Origin of the sequence: Vibrio sp. L85, from assembly GCF_963871815.1 — a bacterium.
Taxonomy (GTDB): Bacteria; Pseudomonadota; Gammaproteobacteria; order Enterobacterales; family Vibrionaceae; genus Vibrio; species Vibrio harveyi.
The window spans coordinates 46,955-63,406 of record NZ_CAWMYL010000244.1 but is presented as its reverse complement, the minus strand read 5'-3'; the positions used below and the strand labels follow the sequence as shown (position 1 = coordinate 63,406).

Genomic DNA, 16,452 nt, shown 5'->3' with positions numbered 1-16,452 from the left:
AATCGAGCCTTCCCATACGCGGTGTGGAGGGCTCTTTTGCTTTTATCCATAACCTTTTGATTTGAAACACTAGGTAAGTTGAGGACACAACACCACTCATAACGTGAAAACTCATTTTCGACAATTGGGGGACGAAAGATGATTAGCCAACCTGTTAAAATCGGTGACGATACCGTCGTAGTCATTCCAAGCGTGATCCTGACTGAGCTCGGGATAAGGGAAGGGGACACCCTCGAAATTGCGCTCAATAAAGACAAAATGGAAATTAAGAAAATGGTACTGAAAACCAGCTCTCCAATCGATTCGAGCGAAGAAGGCTAGAATTGAGTTAGAGAATCTTGGTTTGTCGGATACACTACTGGTTTCGCAAATCTGGCGCTCGCCGCTGTCTTTGAACTATTGATAACAACAAGAAGAGGTCTGGTACTATGCAAGGTATCCTCTCTATACAATCTCATGTTTCTTTTGGTCACGCTGGTAACAGCAGTGCCGTTTTCCCAATGCAACGCATGGGCTTTGAAGTGTGGCCTATTCACACGGTTCAATTCTCTAACCACACCCAGTACCAAGAAGGTTGGACGGGGCGTGCGTTCTCGGCTGATGACATTAGCGAACTGGTTCGTGGTCTTGGCAACATTGGTGCACTAGAGAAGTGCCAAGCGGTTCTGACTGGCTATCAAGGTAGTGCTGAGCAATGTCTGGCAGTTGAAGAAACCGTCTCCAAAGTAAAACAAGCAAACCCAGACGCACTTTATGTGTGTGACCCAGTGATGGGCGCGCCAGATAAAGGCTGTATTGTGGCGCCGGGTATTGCAGAAAACTTGTTAAACCGTCTGATGCCAATGGCCGATGTTATCGTGCCTAACCAGTTCGAGTTAAGCCAATTTGCAGAGATGGAAATTCATACGCTGGATGATGCGATCAACGCTTGTCAGCGTGCACTAGCAAAAGGTCCTAAAGTGGTGTTGGTGAAACACCTTTACTGTTTGTCTGACGATAGCTTCAATATGTTACTTGCGACGCAAGAAGGCACTTATTTAGCGAAGCGCCCTCATTTTGAATTTGCTAAAGCCCCCGTCGGTGCAGGTGATTTGATCTCGGCGATTTTTACCGCTGGCTTGCTGAAAGGTTGGACGCCAAAACAAGCCTTCCAACACTGCCACGACGCGTGTTACGGCGTACTTAATGCGACTTACCAAGCGGGCGAATGGGAACTGCAAACCATCGCAGCACAACAAGAGTTCGTCGAGCCGAGCAAGCACTTCCCATTGGAAGAAGTGACATTAAGTTAAGTCTTATCATTGGTAGGAAAGAGGGAGCACAGTGCTCCCTTTTTTGATCTTCATTAACAGCCAGTGGTGTCAATTCTAAAGCTGTGTCCATCAACGCCTTTGCTGTCCATTCGATAGTAGGCGTAACACTGATTTGCCATCAGTGCCTCTGGTGATTCGTCACTGCCGTAACCGACAATTGAATAACGATTGTTTTCGATAAAGACCAAGTCTGCTTGTTTCATCTCATCAGTGATGGTCAGATTGTCGAAAAATCCAACTTGCTCACCACACTCACTCTGAGTTTCTGGATAACCGTTGTAGAAATCTTGATAGCCAAGAGCTGTCAGGACGCACTGGTTTGCGCCTCGGTCCTGCTTAAACGCTTTTGCATTGTTGTGTAGGAGCGAGACGTAATACTGCATGTCAGCGAACAGAACTTGGATTGCAGCACTGCGGGCAGCAGAAGTACGTTGGTTAGAATAATGGACTGTGGCTACGGTTAACCCTCCGAGTACCACGGCGGTCAACAGCCACTCTTTTGCTGAGAATCCAGACAACAATCTCATTGGTTTTTACCCTATGTACAACTCAACCATATGCGTAACTGAGCGGGATTCTACGCATCGATTTTCGAAAATTTAAGGGCAAATAGCGTGTTTCAGAAAAACCTGACAGAAACTTGAAGTACGATCAAAGTATGAAAAGAGGAGCATAGTGCTCCTCTTGATTTTTGGATTAGTTTGGTGTCGGCATGGGAATAAGGCTAGGTGATACAATCAGTTGGGCTTCCGTCGCCGCTTGTACCTCTTCAACGGAAAACTCCGGTGCGAGTTCGGTTAACATCATGCCTTTATCGGTGATTTTGAACACGCCCATTTCAGTGACAATCAAATCTACCTGACCCACAGCGGTCAGCGGTAAAGTGCAATGCTTAAGCAGTTTTGGATTGCCTTTCACCGTGTGTTCCATGGCGACAATAACTTTCTTTGCGCCGACCACAAGATCCATTGCGCCGCCCATTCCAGGCACCATTTTGCCCGGAATGATCCAGTTGGCAAGATTGCCAAGTTCATCCACTTGCAGTGCTCCGAGCACGGTTGAATCCACGTGACCACCGCGAATGATGGCAAAAGAGTCTGCGCTATTAAAGTAGCAAGAGCCTGCTATAGCGGTGATGTTTTGTCCGCCGGCATTGACCAGATCAGGGTCGATTTCTGCCTCAGATGCCAGCTTATCAATGCCAATTAAGCCATTTTCAGCTTGCAGAAGCAGTTCCACGTCTTTGTCTACTTCATTAGCAACCAGCGTTGGCAAGCCTATACCAAGGTTAACGATGTCGCCATCTCTCATCTCTTGAGCAACGCGCCATGCAATGCGGCGGCGAACGACTTCTTTATCTAATTGTGCAGTCATTAGTTGTCCTCCACTAAGATGTAATCGACGTACAAACTTGGGGTATGCACGGCTTCAGGCTCAATATCGCCCAATTCCACAATCTGCTCTGGTTCCACCACCACGATTTCCGCCGCAGTTGCCATTAAAGGATTAAAGTTCTGAGTGGTTTTGCTATAGAAAACGTTGCCACGACGGTCAACTTTAGATCCACGAATCAGTGCTAAATCGGCCTTCAGTGGCATTTCCAAGAGATATTGTTTGCCGTCAATTTCAATCACACGTTTGTTCTCTGCGACGATGGTGCCAAGTCCTGTTGGTGTTAGTACGCCACCCAAACCTGCGCCAGCACTGCGAATGCGCTCTGCCAATGTACCTTGAGGAACAAGCTCCACTTCAAGTGTGCCTTCATTCATTTGTTTGCCCGTTTCGGGGTTAGTGCCAATGTGCGAGGCATACAGTTTCTTCACGCGTTTTTCCGCGATAAGTCGACTAGAACCTCGACCCGGTGAGCCTGTGTCTGTGCTGATTAAGGTAATGTTTTTGATGTCTTTTTTGATCAACAAGTCAATTAAACGTTCTGGTGCGCCTGTTGCCATAAAGCCGCCAATCATGATGGTCATGCCGTCGTGCAATAGGCTTTCAATTTGCTCTGTAGTGGCTGCTTTTTTCATGTTTTTCGTGTTCATGAGAGGCTCCTTCTAACAACGTTTCAAAATTAACGCCGTGCCCATGCCACCGCCGATGCACAGTGATGCCAAACCGTAATCACGGCGAGTGCGTTGCAGTTGATAAACCAAGGTGGTCACAATGCGGTTACCTGATGCGCCGATTGGGTGACCAAGTGCAATGGCACCGCCACTTAAGTTACTGCGTTCTAGCAGCCACGCTTCATCGATATTGTGTTGCTCGGTAAGGGAACGAACCACGCCAAGTGCTTGCGCAGCAAAGGCTTCGTTAAGCTCAAAAACGTCGATATCTTCAATCGCCATTTCGGCTTTGGCTAAGGTATTGGCAATCGCAGACACTGGACCTAAGCCCATCACCTCTGGGGCGATAGCACCTTGTCCGTATTCGATGAGTTCAGCTATCGGCTTGAGGTTATGGCGTTTTACAGCACTTTCTGAAGCGAGCAAAATTGCGGATGCACCATCATTAATACCGGATGCATTGCCTGCGGTAACACTGCCTTCTTTATCGAATGCAGGACGCAGTGCTTGTAGACCTTCAAAGGTGCTGTCGGCTTTCGGATATTCATCGTTCTTTACTTCGAATTGGCGCTTGCGATCCACTATCGTAATTGGCGCAATTTCTGCTTCAAAATGACCATTTTCTATCGCGCTGATCGCTTTACGTTGGCTTTGTAAGGCAAAGGCATCTTGGTCTTCTCGGCTGATTTGGAATTGCTTGGCGATGTTTTCTGCCGTAACACCCATGTGGTAATTGTGGAAGGCATCTGTCAAACCATCTTTGATGATGCTGTCTTCTTGGAGTTGATGACCCATGCGATAACCGCGACGAATCTGACCGGAAGAGATGTATGGTGCGTTGGACATACTCTCCATGCCACAAGTAAGCACTAGCTCTGCGTCGCCTGCTCGGATATGGCTTGCGCCGTCCATGATGACTTTCATGCCACTGCCACAAATCATATTGAGTGTGTAAGCCGGAACGGACTCTGGAATGCCTGCCTTCATTGCGGCTTGGCGACCCGGTCCCATGCCTGCGCCTCCAGTAAGTACGTTGCCAACAATCACTTCATCGATTTGTTCTGGGGCAATGTCCACTTGCTCCAAGGCTGCCTTGATGGCATGAGCGCCCAGTTCAACACTAGACAATGACGCTAATGAGCCATTAAAGCTGCCAATTGGGGTGCGCTTTGCCGCCACAATAAAGATTCGTTCCATACCGCTGTTTACTCCGTAATCATTCTGTCATAACCAGTGTAGGGAGTGCGATGTGGTCGCGATATAGCCAGGAATTCAAAGCCGCTTTGCGAAAATGCAAAGTACAAACGAGGCGTAAATCACGAACTTTTACCCCTACCAATCTTAAGGTGAAAAGAAATCAACTTAGGAGAAAAACACATGCTTGATCGTATTGCTTGCGCCCCATGTTGCTGGGGAGTGGAAGAGGCATCTCATGCGACCAATCCAAGCTGGGGAAAGGTGTTAATGGATGCAAGTGACAGTGGCTTTCGTGGTATTGAATTAGGACCGGATGGCTTCTTCCCTGAAGATCCTGAACTGGTGAAAAGTGCGTTTCGTGTACGTGGACTGCAGGTGTGCGCTGGCAAGGTACAAGTACCATTTTGCGACTCTGCAAACATGTCTGCCATTTTGGAAGAAGTCGACACCGTCTGTCAGCGTTTAGATTCGCTGGGCGTAAAGAATTTACTGATCATGGAAGGCATTCATACGGAACGTTATGGCTATATCGGACAAAGCGTCACTGCACCGCGTCTGAATATGGAAAATAAACGGACCATGATTGTTAACCTTGAGCGAATTATTCGCGTGGCAAGCCAATATGGTTTGCGCAGTTTGCTTCATCCGGGCATTGGCGGCTACATCAGTTATAAAGATGAGATCGATTTTGTCATGAGTCAGATTCCCGGGACCAAACTGGGATTATGCATCGATATCGGGCATGTGTTTTTAGATGGGATGGACCCGATAGGGATCATTCGTCAGTACGGATCACGCATCGAGCATATTCATGTTAAAGATATCTCGACGGACAAATTGAGACTAGCTATCCGTGATAAGTTGGAGTGGGTTGACGCCTATAGTAAAGGATTGATCACTCCCTTAGGGGATGGCGATGTCAAGCTGCAACAAGTGATGAGTGCACTTAAAGCGGTCGACTATCAAGGTTGGATCGTGGTCGAGCATGAGCACGGCACCGCAGACGTGAGTCAGGTTTCGCGTGATTTAAAACGCAGTCGCGATTATCTCGCTCAGATTGTGGCGTGATTCGAAACTAGATGATGAAAAGGCAGTAATGATGCTCAGCGATCCTTGGTTCTATCTCTTGGCGATTCCTGCGGTGCTAATCTATGGCATTGGTAAAGGTGGGCTCGGTGGAGCGCTGGGCATTTTGGCTGTTCCGATGATGGCGCTGGTGGTGCCGCCAACACAAGCGGCGGCGATTTTATTGCCCATCTTGTTGGTGATGGACGCATTTGCGGTGCGTCATCATTATCGAAATGCCGATGTTCGAGTGCTCAAAACTATGTTGCCGGGGACTTTGCTTGGGGTGGTATTAGCGGGGGTATTTTTGAGTATCACCCCAGAGTCGGGGTTGAAGATCACCGTTGGCGTGCTGTCTTTGCTGTTCTGTTTTCAGTATTGGCTAAGTGGTGAAACTCCATCTCAATCAGGGAAGTTAGGCGCTTGGATTTGGAGTACACTGAGCGGTTTTTCCAGTACCGCAATTCATGCTGGTGGCGGTCCAGCGAGTATCTATTTACTGCCGTTGAAACTGCCTAAAATCAACCTAATAGCGACCATGGCACTATTGTTCGGCATAGTGAATGTAGCGAAACTCGTACCTTACATTTGGCTTGGCGAGTTTGATTCGACCAACTTAATGACTGCGCTGGTGTTAATTCCACTCGCGCCTGTTGGCGTTAAAATGGGCGTGTATCTTTTGCATCGCGTCAGTCAGGAAAAAATTTATCAGCTCTGTTACTTGTTCTTGTTTCTTTCAGGCGCCAAGCTGACTTTCGATGGCGTGAGCACTTTATTGTTTTAACTCCAATCCGACTCAACAAGGCTTTTCCAATAAGAACTCTTTGAACTTTATTGCCACTGGAGATGCAGTTTTGGGTGAATGGTAATACAGATTCAAACTCCAAATACTGGTCTCATACTCTTCCAATAGTGGTACCAACTCGCCTTTCTCGACTGCTTTTTCGGTGACGAATTGCGGCAAGTAGGCGACACCAGCTCCTTTTAAGGAGCCACTTAGTAATAGGTCGCTGTCGTTCACCTCGATTGTTTTTGGCACTTTGAGTACCATGTTTTCCACACCTTGGCGGAAGATCCAATCATTGCTGCCCGTCAGTGTGGTTGCAATTAAGCAAGCGTGGTCTCGTAGTGCTTCTGGGTGCGTGGGCAAGCCATATTTTTCTAGGTATTGCGGCGAAGCCACGACGATAAACGGGCACTGCATCAGCTCGCGCTTCACCAGTAATAAATCTTTTTCACGGTAGCCTTGGAAGCTGGCATTGGCACTGATCATTAGGTCACAAGTACTGGCGTGATCCAATGCCCAAGGAGTGACGTTGATGTTGAAGGTCACCTTTGGGTTGAGTTTGGAATACTCGGCGATTTTATCCATCAGATAGTGATTGGCATAGACGGGAGTGCACGCGATGTTGATGTGACCTTTTTCGCTGTCTTGGAAGTCTTCTAACTTGCGACTGATGCGCTCTGCGCTATCGACCAAAGGAGAAAACTCTTCGTATAAGGTTTGCCCCGCTTGAGTGGCTTCCAATAACCGATTCGAGCGGCGACATAAGGTCGTACCGAAGTGTTGCTCCAGTTCTTGCAGCCAACGGCTTCCTGCGGAGACCGAAATGTTGAATTTTCGTGCTGCGGAGGAGATAGACCCAGAGCGGATCACATAGACAAAGAACGCCATTTTATCGAGCATGAGTTTTGCCTCCAAAGCAAAAAGGGAACAAGTGCGATCACCTGTTCCCTTTGTAAAACATTAAGTTATCTTATGCACGTGCTTCAGTCGCACTTCCAGATACTTTTTTACCCAGTTTTTTCGCCATCGCTTCTTCCATTTTCTCTAAGCTGACGCCTTTCGTTTCAGGCACATACTTAACTACGATGACCATACAGATGAGTGACAAGACGCCGAATAACCAGAAGCTAAATGCGCCATTGAATTGCTCTTTTAGGTAAGGGTTTTCGTTTAGCATTGGGAAAGATTGCGTCACGATGAAGCCTGTAAACCATTGTGCGCCGACGGCGATGGCCATGGCACGAGAGCGAATGCTGTTCGGGAATATTTCTGAAATCATTGTCCAACATGCACAACCCCATGATGTCGCGTAAGACACTACGTACAAACACAATGCGAACAGTGCTGCGTAGCCTTCGGTTTGTTGGTAAAGCACATAGCCGACCACGAACATACCAAATGCACAACCAAAGGTGCCGTATTTCATTAATGGTAGACGACCTACTTTATCAATCAGGTACATACCAAGTGCGTTACCACCGATAAAGACAATACCGACAAAGGTAGTTTGGAACAGCGCATTTTCTGTTGAGCCAGTGATCGGTTTTAAGATCTCAGGTGTGTAGTACATGATCACGTTGATGCCCGTTAACTGTTGAGCCGCCGCAACGAACGTACCAATCACTAAGATGGCGAACAATAATGGCGAACGCAGGCTGACTTTGTTCTTCTTCGCACCGACGGTTTCTTTCAATGACTCTTGGATCTCTTTGATCAAACGATCTGCGTGTTTCGGGTTTGAGATACGAGATAACGTCTCTTTGGCATCGTCTACTTTGCCTTTCAAAACCAGCCAACGTGGTGATTCTGGGATGAGGAACAACAACATTGCGAAAAGCGCGGCAGGAATCACTTCAGAGCCAAGCATCCAGCGCCAGCCCATATCCACTAACCAAGCCTCTGACATGCCTTTTGCGATGAGGTAGTTGACGTAAAACACACCCGTTTGACCGATAACTGCCGATTGCTGGAACATGCTCACCGCACGACCTCGGAAGTCTTTTGGTGCGACTTCTGACATATACATTGGTGATACCACACAAGCCAAACCTACAGCTACGCCACCGACGATACGTAGAACAACATAGAAAGAGAAGGTTTGAGCGAGTGCAGAGCCAATGGCGGATATGATGAAGAGAATGGCGGCGATGAAGAGGGTGTTGCGTCGACCGTATTTTAGGGCTGCCCAGCCTGCGCTGACCGCACCGATGATACTACCTAATACTACGCTGGATACGGCCCAGCCAGTTTGAGCTGGTGACAATCCGAAGTAATCACGGATTGGACCAATTGCGCCAGAGATAACAGCAGTGTCGTAACCTAATAAGATGCCTCCGAGCGCAGCGATACAACAAATCCTAACGATGTAGGCGATATTGTGCTTTCGAGCTTCGGCCTTGGATGTAGCTTCCATTGTTTTTTCCTTTATTAGATCCCCAAGCTTTCCTTTAACCATCGAATAAGATCAAGTTGGGTAGCGGCCAATACTCTGTTTTGTAGGGTACGAGTATTGGGTATCTATATTGCCGACTTTTAATGTTTATTAGATGTATGAAAATTATTTTTCATTTGTCGGTTGCGTTTATCATATTTACTCTTTTGTTATTCGACTAGGTGTCTGTTCGTTTTTTATCCTAAAGTGTTACCCAAATCAAAAAATGAAAAACATTTTTCATTTTCAAATGTCAACATAAATTATTGAAAACAAAGGGTTTAAATAAAATGAGATCTGGCGCAAGTTTGCTTGTAGGGCTTGCTGTGATTGGCTTTTTTCATGATTTAACAATTTGATGACATCGATTTTATGTTGTGAAAAATATTTTTCATTTAAAGTTTTTTTCGCTAATGTAATTTCCAGTGAAACGAAATCGGTGAAAGAAAAGCATCTATAAAAACCACGCTTTTACTTCACGACATTTATTAAATAACGGAAACATTGTCGGAGAATAAAAATGAGCAACGTGCAATATGGAATTAGCCCACTGACTTGGACAAATGATGACATGCCAGAACTGGGCGGCGATATCCCATTGGAAACGTGTCTAAGTGAAATGGCAGAAGCTGGTTTCACTGGTACAGAGCTAGGTACTAAGTACCCACGTGAGCCAGAAGTTCTAATCCCTCTACTAGAAAAACATGGCCTAGTGCTCGCTTCTGGCTGGTACAGCGGCAATCTAATGAAGCTGACTGCGGAAGAAGAAATCGCAGCGATGCAAGAGCACATCAAATTGCTTAAGGCTGCTGGCTGTAAAGCAATGGTGTTCGGTGAAGTGAGCAACACGGTTCACGGCGACATCAACACGCCACTTTCTCAACGCGTGATCCTGACGATGGACGAGTGGAAAACCTACTGCGCGAAGTTAACTCAAGTTGCGGAATACCTTCTAAACGAGCACGACATCAAGCTGTCTTTCCATCATCACGTCGGCACCATCTGTGAAACCGAAGATGACATCAACATCATGATGGAATTCACTGGCGAAGCGGTTTACCTAACTCTAGATACGGGTCACATCACTTACGGTGGTGGTAATCCAGTGACCATGATCAAACGTTGGGGTCACCGCATTGGCCACATGCACTTTAAAGATCTTCGTCTAGAAGTGATGAAAGCCGCACGTGATGCAGACAAATCATTCCTAAACGCAGTGCTTGATGGCGTATTTACTGTTCCTGGTACAGGTGACGTGGATTACGACGACGTATTCGCAGCACTGAAAGAGCGCAACTACCAAGGCTGGTTGCTGGTTGAAGCAGAGCAAGACCCTGCGAAAGCGCACCCATTGACGTACGCGAAAACGGCTTACGAGAACATCACAGGCTACGCGAAGAAATACGGTCTATAAGAGCACAAGTAAGGAAGGGGAGATTCGTCTCCCCTGTATCAAGCCGTGGAGACAACGCGGCTACAAAAATGATTGATACTACCGGGGAAGACAATGAAAACTGTACGCCTAACTGTTGCAGAAGCGCTAGCTCAGTACCTAGCCGCACAAATGATTGAAATTGATGGTAAAAAAGAACAGCTATTTGGTGCAGCATTCGCCATCTTTGGTCACGGTAACGTGACGTGCTTTGGACAGCAGCTAAAAAATATCGAAGACAAAATTCCGACTTGGCGTGGTCAAAATGAGCAGTCGATGGCAACAGCGGCAATCGCGTATGCCAAAGCGAACTTACGTCGTCGCATCGGTATCGCGACCAGTTCAATTGGTCCGGGTGCAACCAATATGGTTACCGCAGCAGGTATCGCGCACACAAACCGTTTACCAGTGCTTTTGATTTCTGGAGACGCTTACGTCAGTCGTCTGCCAGATCCTGTACTTCAACAGCCAGAGAATTTCTACGATCCTTCGATCACTTGTAACGATGCGTTCAAACCGCTAACACGTTACTGGGATCGCATTATCTCGCCAACGCAATTGATGCACTCATTGCCTCAGGCTATTGACACCATGCTTGACCCAGAAACCTGTGGTCCAGCGTTTATCGGCTTACCACAAGATATTCAGGGCGTGGCTTACGATTTCCCTGAAGTCTTCTTCCAAGAAAAAGTACACCGCATTCGTCGTCCAGAGCCAGAAGTGGCAGATCTAGAGGATGCAAAAGCGGCGCTACTTAGCGCGAAACAACCTTTGGTTATCTCTGGCGGTGGCGTGCATTACTCACTAGCAACGGACGAGTTGGCTGCCTTTGCGAAAAAACACAACATCCCTGTGGTTGAGACCATTGCTGGTCGCGCCACGATGCTGCAAAACAATCCTCTAAACGCAGGTCCAATCGGCGTGACAGGTTCAGACTCTGCAAACTACATGGCAGCGCATGCGGATGTGGTGTTGGCTGTGGGTACTCGCTTACAAGACTTCACGACAGGCTCTTGGTCGGTGTTCAAGAACCCAGATATGAAGCTAGTTGCCATCAATACCGCACGTTTTGATGCCATTAAACATCGTGCTATTCCAGTTAAAGCAGACGCAAAACGTGGCTTAGTTGAGCTGTCTAACCTACTGGGCGATTTCCGTAGTAGCGACGAGTGGGCGGCAACGGCGAAAGCGCAAGCGGATGAATGGAAAGCCGTGGTACATCGCCGTACTCACCCTCAACCAGGCGACCTACTCGACGGTACGTCTTCTTATGCAGAAGTGATTGGCAAGCTCAACAAGTCTATGCAGCCGGGCGACACGGTACTTACGGCAGCGGGTGGCTTACCAGCAGAGCTCGCGATGAACTGGCAGAACTACCAAATTGGTAAGTTCGACATTGAATTTGGCTTCTCTTGCATGGGTTATGAAATCGCAGGTGGCTGGGGCGCTAAAGTCGCGAACCCAGATAACGATGTGGTTGTGCTCGTCGGTGATGGCTCTTACCTGATTCAAAACTCAGACATCTACTCGTCAGTTCTGACAGGTCACAAGATGATTGTCGTGGTATGCGATAACGGTGGTTTCGCGGTGATCAACAAGCTGCAAAACAATACGGGTAACGAGTCGTTCAATAACCTATTGGAAGACTGTCGCCGTCCTGATGGCGAGGTAGCTCGCGTGGACTTTGCTAAGCATGCTGAAGCGCAAGGCGCAATCAGCGAGAAGTTGACCTCAATCGACCAGTTTGATGACGCATTCCAACGCGCTAAAGAAGCCGACCGTACTTACGTGATTGTGGTCGACATCGACCCAGTATCGCCAATGGCTTGGTCTAAGTGTGATTGCTGGTGGGAAGTGGGACTTCCTCAAGTGACACGCAATGACGACACCGCAGAGAAAGTGGCTGCATGGGAAGAAGGCAGAGCAGCGCAACGTGCCGGCGTTTAAGCCCAAACCGATTTATGTATCAAAACATCCAGCTTTAAAACAGATTTCAACAATTCGATTTATAGGCTCTTGAGCAAGAGCCTATCAAGGAGTCAAACATGTTTAATGAAGAACGTCATTTTGAGCAACCAATCCGTTGGGCAATGGTCGGCGGTGGTCGTGGCAGTCAGATCGGTTACTCGCACCGTAATGCGGCGCAGCGCGATGGTTTGTTTAAATTGGTCGCTGGTGCATTCGATTTGGACGAGGATCGTTGTCGTGATTTTGGTGAGAACTTAGGTCTCGATGGCGACCGTTGCTACGCAAATTACAAAGAGATGTTTGAGAAGGAAGCGCAACGCGAAGATGGCATTCAAGCTGTTTCGGTAGCAACACCAAACTCAACTCACTACGAAATTTGTAAAGCAGCACTGGAAGCTAACTTACACGTGGTGTGTGAAAAACCAATCACCTTCACGACGGAAGAAGCAGAAGAGCTCAAACAGATCGCAGCAGAGCGCAATCGCGTGATTGGCGTGATGTACGGTTACAGCGGTTTCCCAATGGTTCAGCAAGCGCGTGAAATGGTGAAGCGTGGTGATCTGGGTGAGATTCGTGTGGTGAACATGCAGTTTGCTCACGGCTTCCACAACGAAGAATACGAGAAAAACGATCCAGGTTTGAAATGGCGCGTCAGCCCAGAAGTCTCAGGTCCAACTTATGTTCTGGGTGATGTGGGTACGCACGCTTTCTACCTGTGTGAAGTGATGACGGGTCTTGAAATCGACCGTTTGTCTTGCATGCGTCAAAGCTTCATCAAGTCACGTGCTCCGCTCGAAGATAACGCTCACATCATGATGCAATTCAAAGATGGCGCAGTCGGTACGCTTTGGGCGTCGGCAGTGAATGCAGGTTCGATGCACCAACAAAAAATCCGCATCGTCGGTTCGAAAGCGTCCATCGAATGGTGGGATGAGCAACCAAACCAACTTCGTTTTGAAGTGCAAGGCGAAGCACCACGCATTCTCGAGCGTGGCATGGGCTACCTATACCAAGATGCACCGGGTGTGGCTTCTAACCGCGTTGGTGGTGGTCATGCAGAAGGTTACTTCGAATCATGGGCGAACTTGTACCACCGTTTCGCGTTGGCATTTGATGCGGCTGACCGCGATGACCAGCAAGCGCTGTCTGAAATTTGGTTCCCAGGAATCGATGCAGGTATCGAAGGCGTGCGCCTATGCGAGAAGTGTGTGGAATCTGCAGACCAGAACGCTGCTTGGGTTGAATACAAATAATAGGAACAGACGATGACAAACATTGCACTTGAAACAAATCGACCATTGGATGCCATCGTTTTAGGACGTGCGGGCGTAGATCTCTACGCTCGCGAAGCTAAAACCGACATGGCAGATATCTCTGGCTTCAACAAATTCGTTGGTGGCTCAGCAGCAAACATTGCGGTGGGCATTGCCAAGTTAGGCGGTAAGGTCGGCTTTATTGGCTGCGTGGCTGACGATGCATTCGGTGGTTACGTTAAAGGTTACATGACGGAGCAAGGTATCAACCTTGATGGTATGAGAACCGATGACTCTGGTTCGCGCACCTCGGTGGCATTCACAGAGATGAAGCCAAAAGATTGCACCGTGCTTATCTATCGTAACAACGCATCGGATTTGACCATCAAGCCAGAAGAGATTGATCCCGCTTACATCGCTAGCTCAAAAGTTTTGGTTGTCACAGGAACGGCATTGTCGGAAAGCCCAAGCCGTGAAGCCACTTTGATTGCGATGCAGCACGCGCGCCGCAGCAATACCTTAGTGGTGCTGGATGTTGATTACCGTCCTTACTCTTGGCGTACGGATACCGATGCTTCGATTTACTACGGCATTGCCGCGGGTCTTTCAGACGTCGTGATCGGTAATCGTGAAGAGTTCGACATGATGGAAACCGTCATTGCACCGGGTAACACCGATGATGACCAAACGGCGGCTCGCTTCTTAACAGAGAACACCCAAGTGGTGGTGGTGAAAGCCGGTGAGCATGGTTCGAAAGTGTATGACCGTACGGGTCATAAGTTCGAGCAAGGCATTTTCCGAGTCGAAGCCAATAAGCCATTTGGCTCTGGTGACTCATTCGCCGGCGGTCTGATTTGGACGCTAGTTACTGGTGGTTCGTTAGAAGAGGGCGTACGCAACGGCACGGCAGCAGCGGCGATTAATGTCAGCGGTCACAGCTGCACAGAAGCCATGCCAACTAAGGAACAACTATTCGATTTTATTGAGACGCGAAGTTAAGCATGGTTTGGTGCTTTCGGGCACCACATTGCTGCGCGTTTGGTCTCCCGGGCCGGTATGTCACTTGAGGGCAACTAAACAGTGCGCGTACACACCATCGTGGCCCGGCTTTTTTGTTAAGCCACTTTCAGAAGGATAGGGCAGCCTCGTTTCACTACGAGCTGTGAGGAGAAAAGAAAAATGGGAAAACACATTCCACCATTTGATAACAAGAATGAACCAATTATTGGTGCGAACGACGAAGTAACGCCGCTATGTTACTTCAACCAAGTGTTCTTGAATCAGAACGAAACCTTTGACCATGTCATCGAAGGGTATGAGTCTGTCATCGTATTGGCTGGCGGCACTTGCAGCATCATCGTGACGAAAGACGGTGAAAGTGAAACGTTCGACAACATTGGTAAACGTAAATCAGTTTGGGACGGCAACCCAGAAGCGGTTTACGTACCACTTGGCTACCGCGCGACCATCCAATGTGTGAGCGACAAGGCTGACGTTATGATTGCGGGTGGTAAGTTTGAAGCGTCACTGGAGCCTTTCTGTGTTCGCGAAGAGAACGTAGACATGGTTCAGTACGGTTCAGATGAGACTAAAACTCACCGCAAAATCAAACACGTGCTGGGTCAATCCAACGCAGACAAACGTGGTCGCTTATTGGTGAGTGAGCTATTCACCGTTGGTGCAGGTGGTTGGTCTGGCTTTCCACCACACAAGCACGATGAAGATCGTGTTAAGCCTGATGGCAGCAAAGAAACCCTTTATGAAGAAGTGTACCAATTCCGCTTTAACCCAGATTTCGGCTTTGGTGCGCAGTTCCTATACGAGCATGAAGACGACTTTGGTCCGGTTTACCATGTGCGCACGGGCTCTGTGATCGCCATCGACAAAGGTTATCACCCAAGTGTGGCGGCGCCGGGTTATGAAATGTATTACTTCACCATCATCGTTGGCAAAACAGAGAAATCTTTGATTCAGCATTTTGATCCGCACCACGAATACCAAGTGGAGACGATCCCTGGCATCAAAGACATGATCGCGAAATTTAAGTAGGGGAATCATCATGTTGGTAAATTTGAATGACCTATTGCCGGAGGCTGCGGCGTCTAACTACGCTGTCCCTTGCTTTAATGTGTTCGGCTTTGAAGATGCACGTGCTGTTGTTGAAGCGGCAGAGCAAGTGAACAAACCTGTAATTCTGGCGTGTAATAAAGACGTTGTGGACTTTTATGGCGTCGAAACCGCTGCGGCGATGTTCCTAAATCTAGCGCATAAGAGCACGGTGCCTGTCGTGCTTCACCTTGACCACACTTACGAAGAAGACATCGTCTTTCGCGCGCTTAAAGCTGGGTTTAGTTCTGTGATGTTTGATGGCTCTCAACTGACGTTGGACGAGAACATTGCTCGCACTAAGAAAGTCGTTGAAGTGGCGCATGCGTTAGGAGCATCGGTAGAGGGGGAAATTGGTTCGGTGCCTTACGAAGAAGGTCGCGACCACATAAAATCTATCTACACAGAACCGGAAGATGCGGCGCGCTTTGCGGAAGAGAGTGGCGTAGATTGTGTCGCAATTTCCGTCGGTAATGTTCACCGCTTAACCGAGCCCACTTGTACTATCGATTTTGGTCGCCTAGACCGTATCGCAAATGCTGTGGCTGTGCCGTTGGTGATTCATGGTTCGAGTGGTATTCGCGATGAAGACATGCTCAAGCTGAAGCAAAGTCGTGTGTCCAAGTTCAATATTGGCACCTGTTTGCGTCAGGCTCTGGGTCATAATCTTCGCGATTACATGAATCAGGAACCGCAAAAGTTTGACCGCATTTACTTCATGCAAAAGGCGATGCCGTACGTGAAAGAAGAAGCGGTACGAAACTTTGAATTATTATCTTAAAATAGCAGCCCCTTTTGTTACTATAAGGGGCCTCTATCTCCAAGCGTTCATTGATA

The 16,452-nt window shown here is 48.0% G+C and carries 16 protein-coding genes; 10 read left to right on the top strand and 6 right to left on the bottom strand.

Annotated features, from left to right (window positions below; genetic code table 11):
- Positions 1–138 precede the first annotated feature (138 nt).
- Together AACR11_RS24520 and pdxY are read left to right on the top strand one after the other, a co-directional pair.
- Positions 139–321, top strand: a complete 183-nt coding sequence (locus tag AACR11_RS24520) for an AbrB/MazE/SpoVT family DNA-binding domain-containing protein (RefSeq protein WP_005447373.1) — start codon at positions 139–141, stop codon at positions 319–321.
- A 107-nt stretch (positions 322–428) separates the two neighbouring features.
- Entirely contained in the window at positions 429–1,292 is an 864-nt protein-coding gene (gene pdxY, locus AACR11_RS24515; RefSeq protein WP_005447374.1) for a pyridoxal kinase PdxY, read from the top strand.
- A gap of 53 nt (positions 1,293–1,345) precedes the next feature.
- Here pdxY and AACR11_RS24510 read toward each other — a convergent pair whose 3' ends face one another.
- From AACR11_RS24510 to AACR11_RS24495, 4 genes are all read right to left on the bottom strand, one after another.
- On the bottom strand, positions 1,346–1,840 hold the full coding sequence (locus AACR11_RS24510; RefSeq protein WP_029788364.1) for a hypothetical protein: 495 nt from the start codon (positions 1,838–1,840) through the stop codon (positions 1,346–1,348).
- Positions 1,841–2,009: 169 nt separating this feature from the next.
- Positions 2,010–2,687, bottom strand: coding sequence for a 3-oxoacid CoA-transferase subunit B (locus AACR11_RS24505; RefSeq protein ID WP_029788363.1), 678 nt, complete (start codon positions 2,685–2,687; stop codon positions 2,010–2,012).
- Positions 2,687–3,340 (bottom strand): CoA transferase subunit A, encoded by a 654-nt coding sequence (locus AACR11_RS24500; RefSeq protein WP_029788362.1) that lies wholly within the window; start codon positions 3,338–3,340, stop codon positions 2,687–2,689. The genes AACR11_RS24505 and AACR11_RS24500 overlap by 1 nt, the downstream gene beginning before the upstream one ends.
- A 27-nt stretch (positions 3,341–3,367) precedes the next feature.
- Entirely contained in the window at positions 3,368–4,573 is a 1,206-nt protein-coding gene (locus AACR11_RS24495) for an acetyl-CoA C-acetyltransferase (protein ID WP_029788361.1), read from the bottom strand.
- Between the two features lie 180 nt (positions 4,574–4,753).
- Between AACR11_RS24495 and AACR11_RS24490 the strand changes: the two genes are divergently transcribed.
- Entirely contained in the window at positions 4,754–5,641 is an 888-nt protein-coding gene (locus tag AACR11_RS24490; protein WP_029788360.1) for a TIM barrel protein, read from the top strand.
- Between the two features lie 31 nt (positions 5,642–5,672).
- Positions 5,673–6,422: a sulfite exporter TauE/SafE family protein gene (locus AACR11_RS24485; RefSeq protein WP_029788359.1), complete on the top strand. Its 750-nt coding sequence runs from the start codon at positions 5,673–5,675 to the stop codon at positions 6,420–6,422.
- Positions 6,423–6,434: 12 nt separating this feature from the next.
- Here the strand turns inward: AACR11_RS24485 and AACR11_RS24480 are convergent, their stop codons facing one another.
- A complete protein-coding gene (locus AACR11_RS24480) occupies positions 6,435–7,325 on the bottom strand; it encodes a LysR family transcriptional regulator (RefSeq protein ID WP_017189707.1) in 891 nt (296 codons plus the stop codon).
- A 70-nt stretch (positions 7,326–7,395) separates the two neighbouring features.
- Positions 7,396–8,838 (bottom strand): sugar porter family MFS transporter, encoded by a 1,443-nt coding sequence (locus AACR11_RS24475; RefSeq protein WP_005447390.1) that lies wholly within the window; start codon positions 8,836–8,838, stop codon positions 7,396–7,398.
- 538 nt (positions 8,839–9,376) lie between these two features.
- On the opposite strand from AACR11_RS24475, the gene iolE reads away from it, so the two are divergent.
- The 6 genes from iolE to AACR11_RS24445 all read left to right on the top strand — a co-directional run bounded on the left by iolE (position 9,377) and on the right by AACR11_RS24445 (position 16,396).
- On the top strand, positions 9,377–10,270 hold the full coding sequence (iolE, locus tag AACR11_RS24470; protein WP_005437833.1) for a myo-inosose-2 dehydratase: 894 nt from the start codon (positions 9,377–9,379) through the stop codon (positions 10,268–10,270).
- 93 nt (positions 10,271–10,363) lie between these two features.
- A complete protein-coding gene (iolD, locus tag AACR11_RS24465; protein ID WP_029788358.1) occupies positions 10,364–12,235 on the top strand; it encodes a 3D-(3,5/4)-trihydroxycyclohexane-1,2-dione acylhydrolase (decyclizing) in 1,872 nt (623 codons plus the stop codon).
- A gap of 98 nt (positions 12,236–12,333) precedes the next feature.
- Complete coding sequence (locus AACR11_RS24460; RefSeq protein WP_029788357.1) at positions 12,334–13,509, top strand: Gfo/Idh/MocA family protein; 1,176 nt, start codon at positions 12,334–12,336, stop codon at positions 13,507–13,509.
- A 12-nt stretch (positions 13,510–13,521) separates the two neighbouring features.
- Positions 13,522–14,508, top strand: coding sequence for a 5-dehydro-2-deoxygluconokinase (gene iolC / locus AACR11_RS24455; RefSeq protein ID WP_009698036.1), 987 nt, complete (start codon positions 13,522–13,524; stop codon positions 14,506–14,508).
- 180 nt (positions 14,509–14,688) lie between these two features.
- The gene (locus AACR11_RS24450) at positions 14,689–15,558 is read left to right on the top strand and encodes a 5-deoxy-glucuronate isomerase (RefSeq protein ID WP_029788356.1); all 870 of its coding nucleotides are present in this window, start codon (positions 14,689–14,691) and stop codon (positions 15,556–15,558) included.
- Positions 15,559–15,568: 10 nt separating this feature from the next.
- Positions 15,569–16,396 (top strand): class II fructose-bisphosphate aldolase, encoded by an 828-nt coding sequence (locus tag AACR11_RS24445; protein WP_005437843.1) that lies wholly within the window; start codon positions 15,569–15,571, stop codon positions 16,394–16,396.
- Positions 16,397–16,452 lie beyond the last annotated feature (56 nt).

Excerpts from the sequence above, each read along its gene's own strand:
- AACR11_RS24520 (WP_005447373.1), top strand. The coding sequence starts at position 139 with ATGATTAGCCAACCTGTTAAAATCGGTGACGATACCGTCGTAGTCATT.
- pdxY (WP_005447374.1), top strand. The coding sequence starts at position 429 with ATGCAAGGTATCCTCTCTATACAATCTCATGTTTCTTTTGGTCACGCT.
- AACR11_RS24510 (WP_029788364.1), bottom strand. The coding sequence starts at position 1,840 with ATGAGATTGTTGTCTGGATTCTCAGCAAAAGAGTGGCTGTTGACCGCC.
- AACR11_RS24505 (WP_029788363.1), bottom strand. The coding sequence starts at position 2,687 with ATGACTGCACAATTAGATAAAGAAGTCGTTCGCCGCCGCATTGCATGG.
- AACR11_RS24500 (WP_029788362.1), bottom strand. The coding sequence starts at position 3,340 with ATGAAAAAAGCAGCCACTACAGAGCAAATTGAAAGCCTATTGCACGAC.
- AACR11_RS24495 (WP_029788361.1), bottom strand. The coding sequence starts at position 4,573 with ATGGAACGAATCTTTATTGTGGCGGCAAAGCGCACCCCAATTGGCAGC.
- AACR11_RS24490 (WP_029788360.1), top strand. The coding sequence starts at position 4,754 with ATGCTTGATCGTATTGCTTGCGCCCCATGTTGCTGGGGAGTGGAAGAG.
- AACR11_RS24485 (WP_029788359.1), top strand. The coding sequence starts at position 5,673 with ATGCTCAGCGATCCTTGGTTCTATCTCTTGGCGATTCCTGCGGTGCTA.
- AACR11_RS24480 (WP_017189707.1), bottom strand. The coding sequence starts at position 7,325 with ATGCTCGATAAAATGGCGTTCTTTGTCTATGTGATCCGCTCTGGGTCT.
- AACR11_RS24475 (WP_005447390.1), bottom strand. The coding sequence starts at position 8,838 with ATGGAAGCTACATCCAAGGCCGAAGCTCGAAAGCACAATATCGCCTAC.
- iolE (WP_005437833.1), top strand. The coding sequence starts at position 9,377 with ATGAGCAACGTGCAATATGGAATTAGCCCACTGACTTGGACAAATGAT.
- iolD (WP_029788358.1), top strand. The coding sequence starts at position 10,364 with ATGAAAACTGTACGCCTAACTGTTGCAGAAGCGCTAGCTCAGTACCTA.
- AACR11_RS24460 (WP_029788357.1), top strand. The coding sequence starts at position 12,334 with ATGTTTAATGAAGAACGTCATTTTGAGCAACCAATCCGTTGGGCAATG.
- iolC (WP_009698036.1), top strand. The coding sequence starts at position 13,522 with ATGACAAACATTGCACTTGAAACAAATCGACCATTGGATGCCATCGTT.
- AACR11_RS24450 (WP_029788356.1), top strand. The coding sequence starts at position 14,689 with ATGGGAAAACACATTCCACCATTTGATAACAAGAATGAACCAATTATT.
- AACR11_RS24445 (WP_005437843.1), top strand. The coding sequence starts at position 15,569 with ATGTTGGTAAATTTGAATGACCTATTGCCGGAGGCTGCGGCGTCTAAC.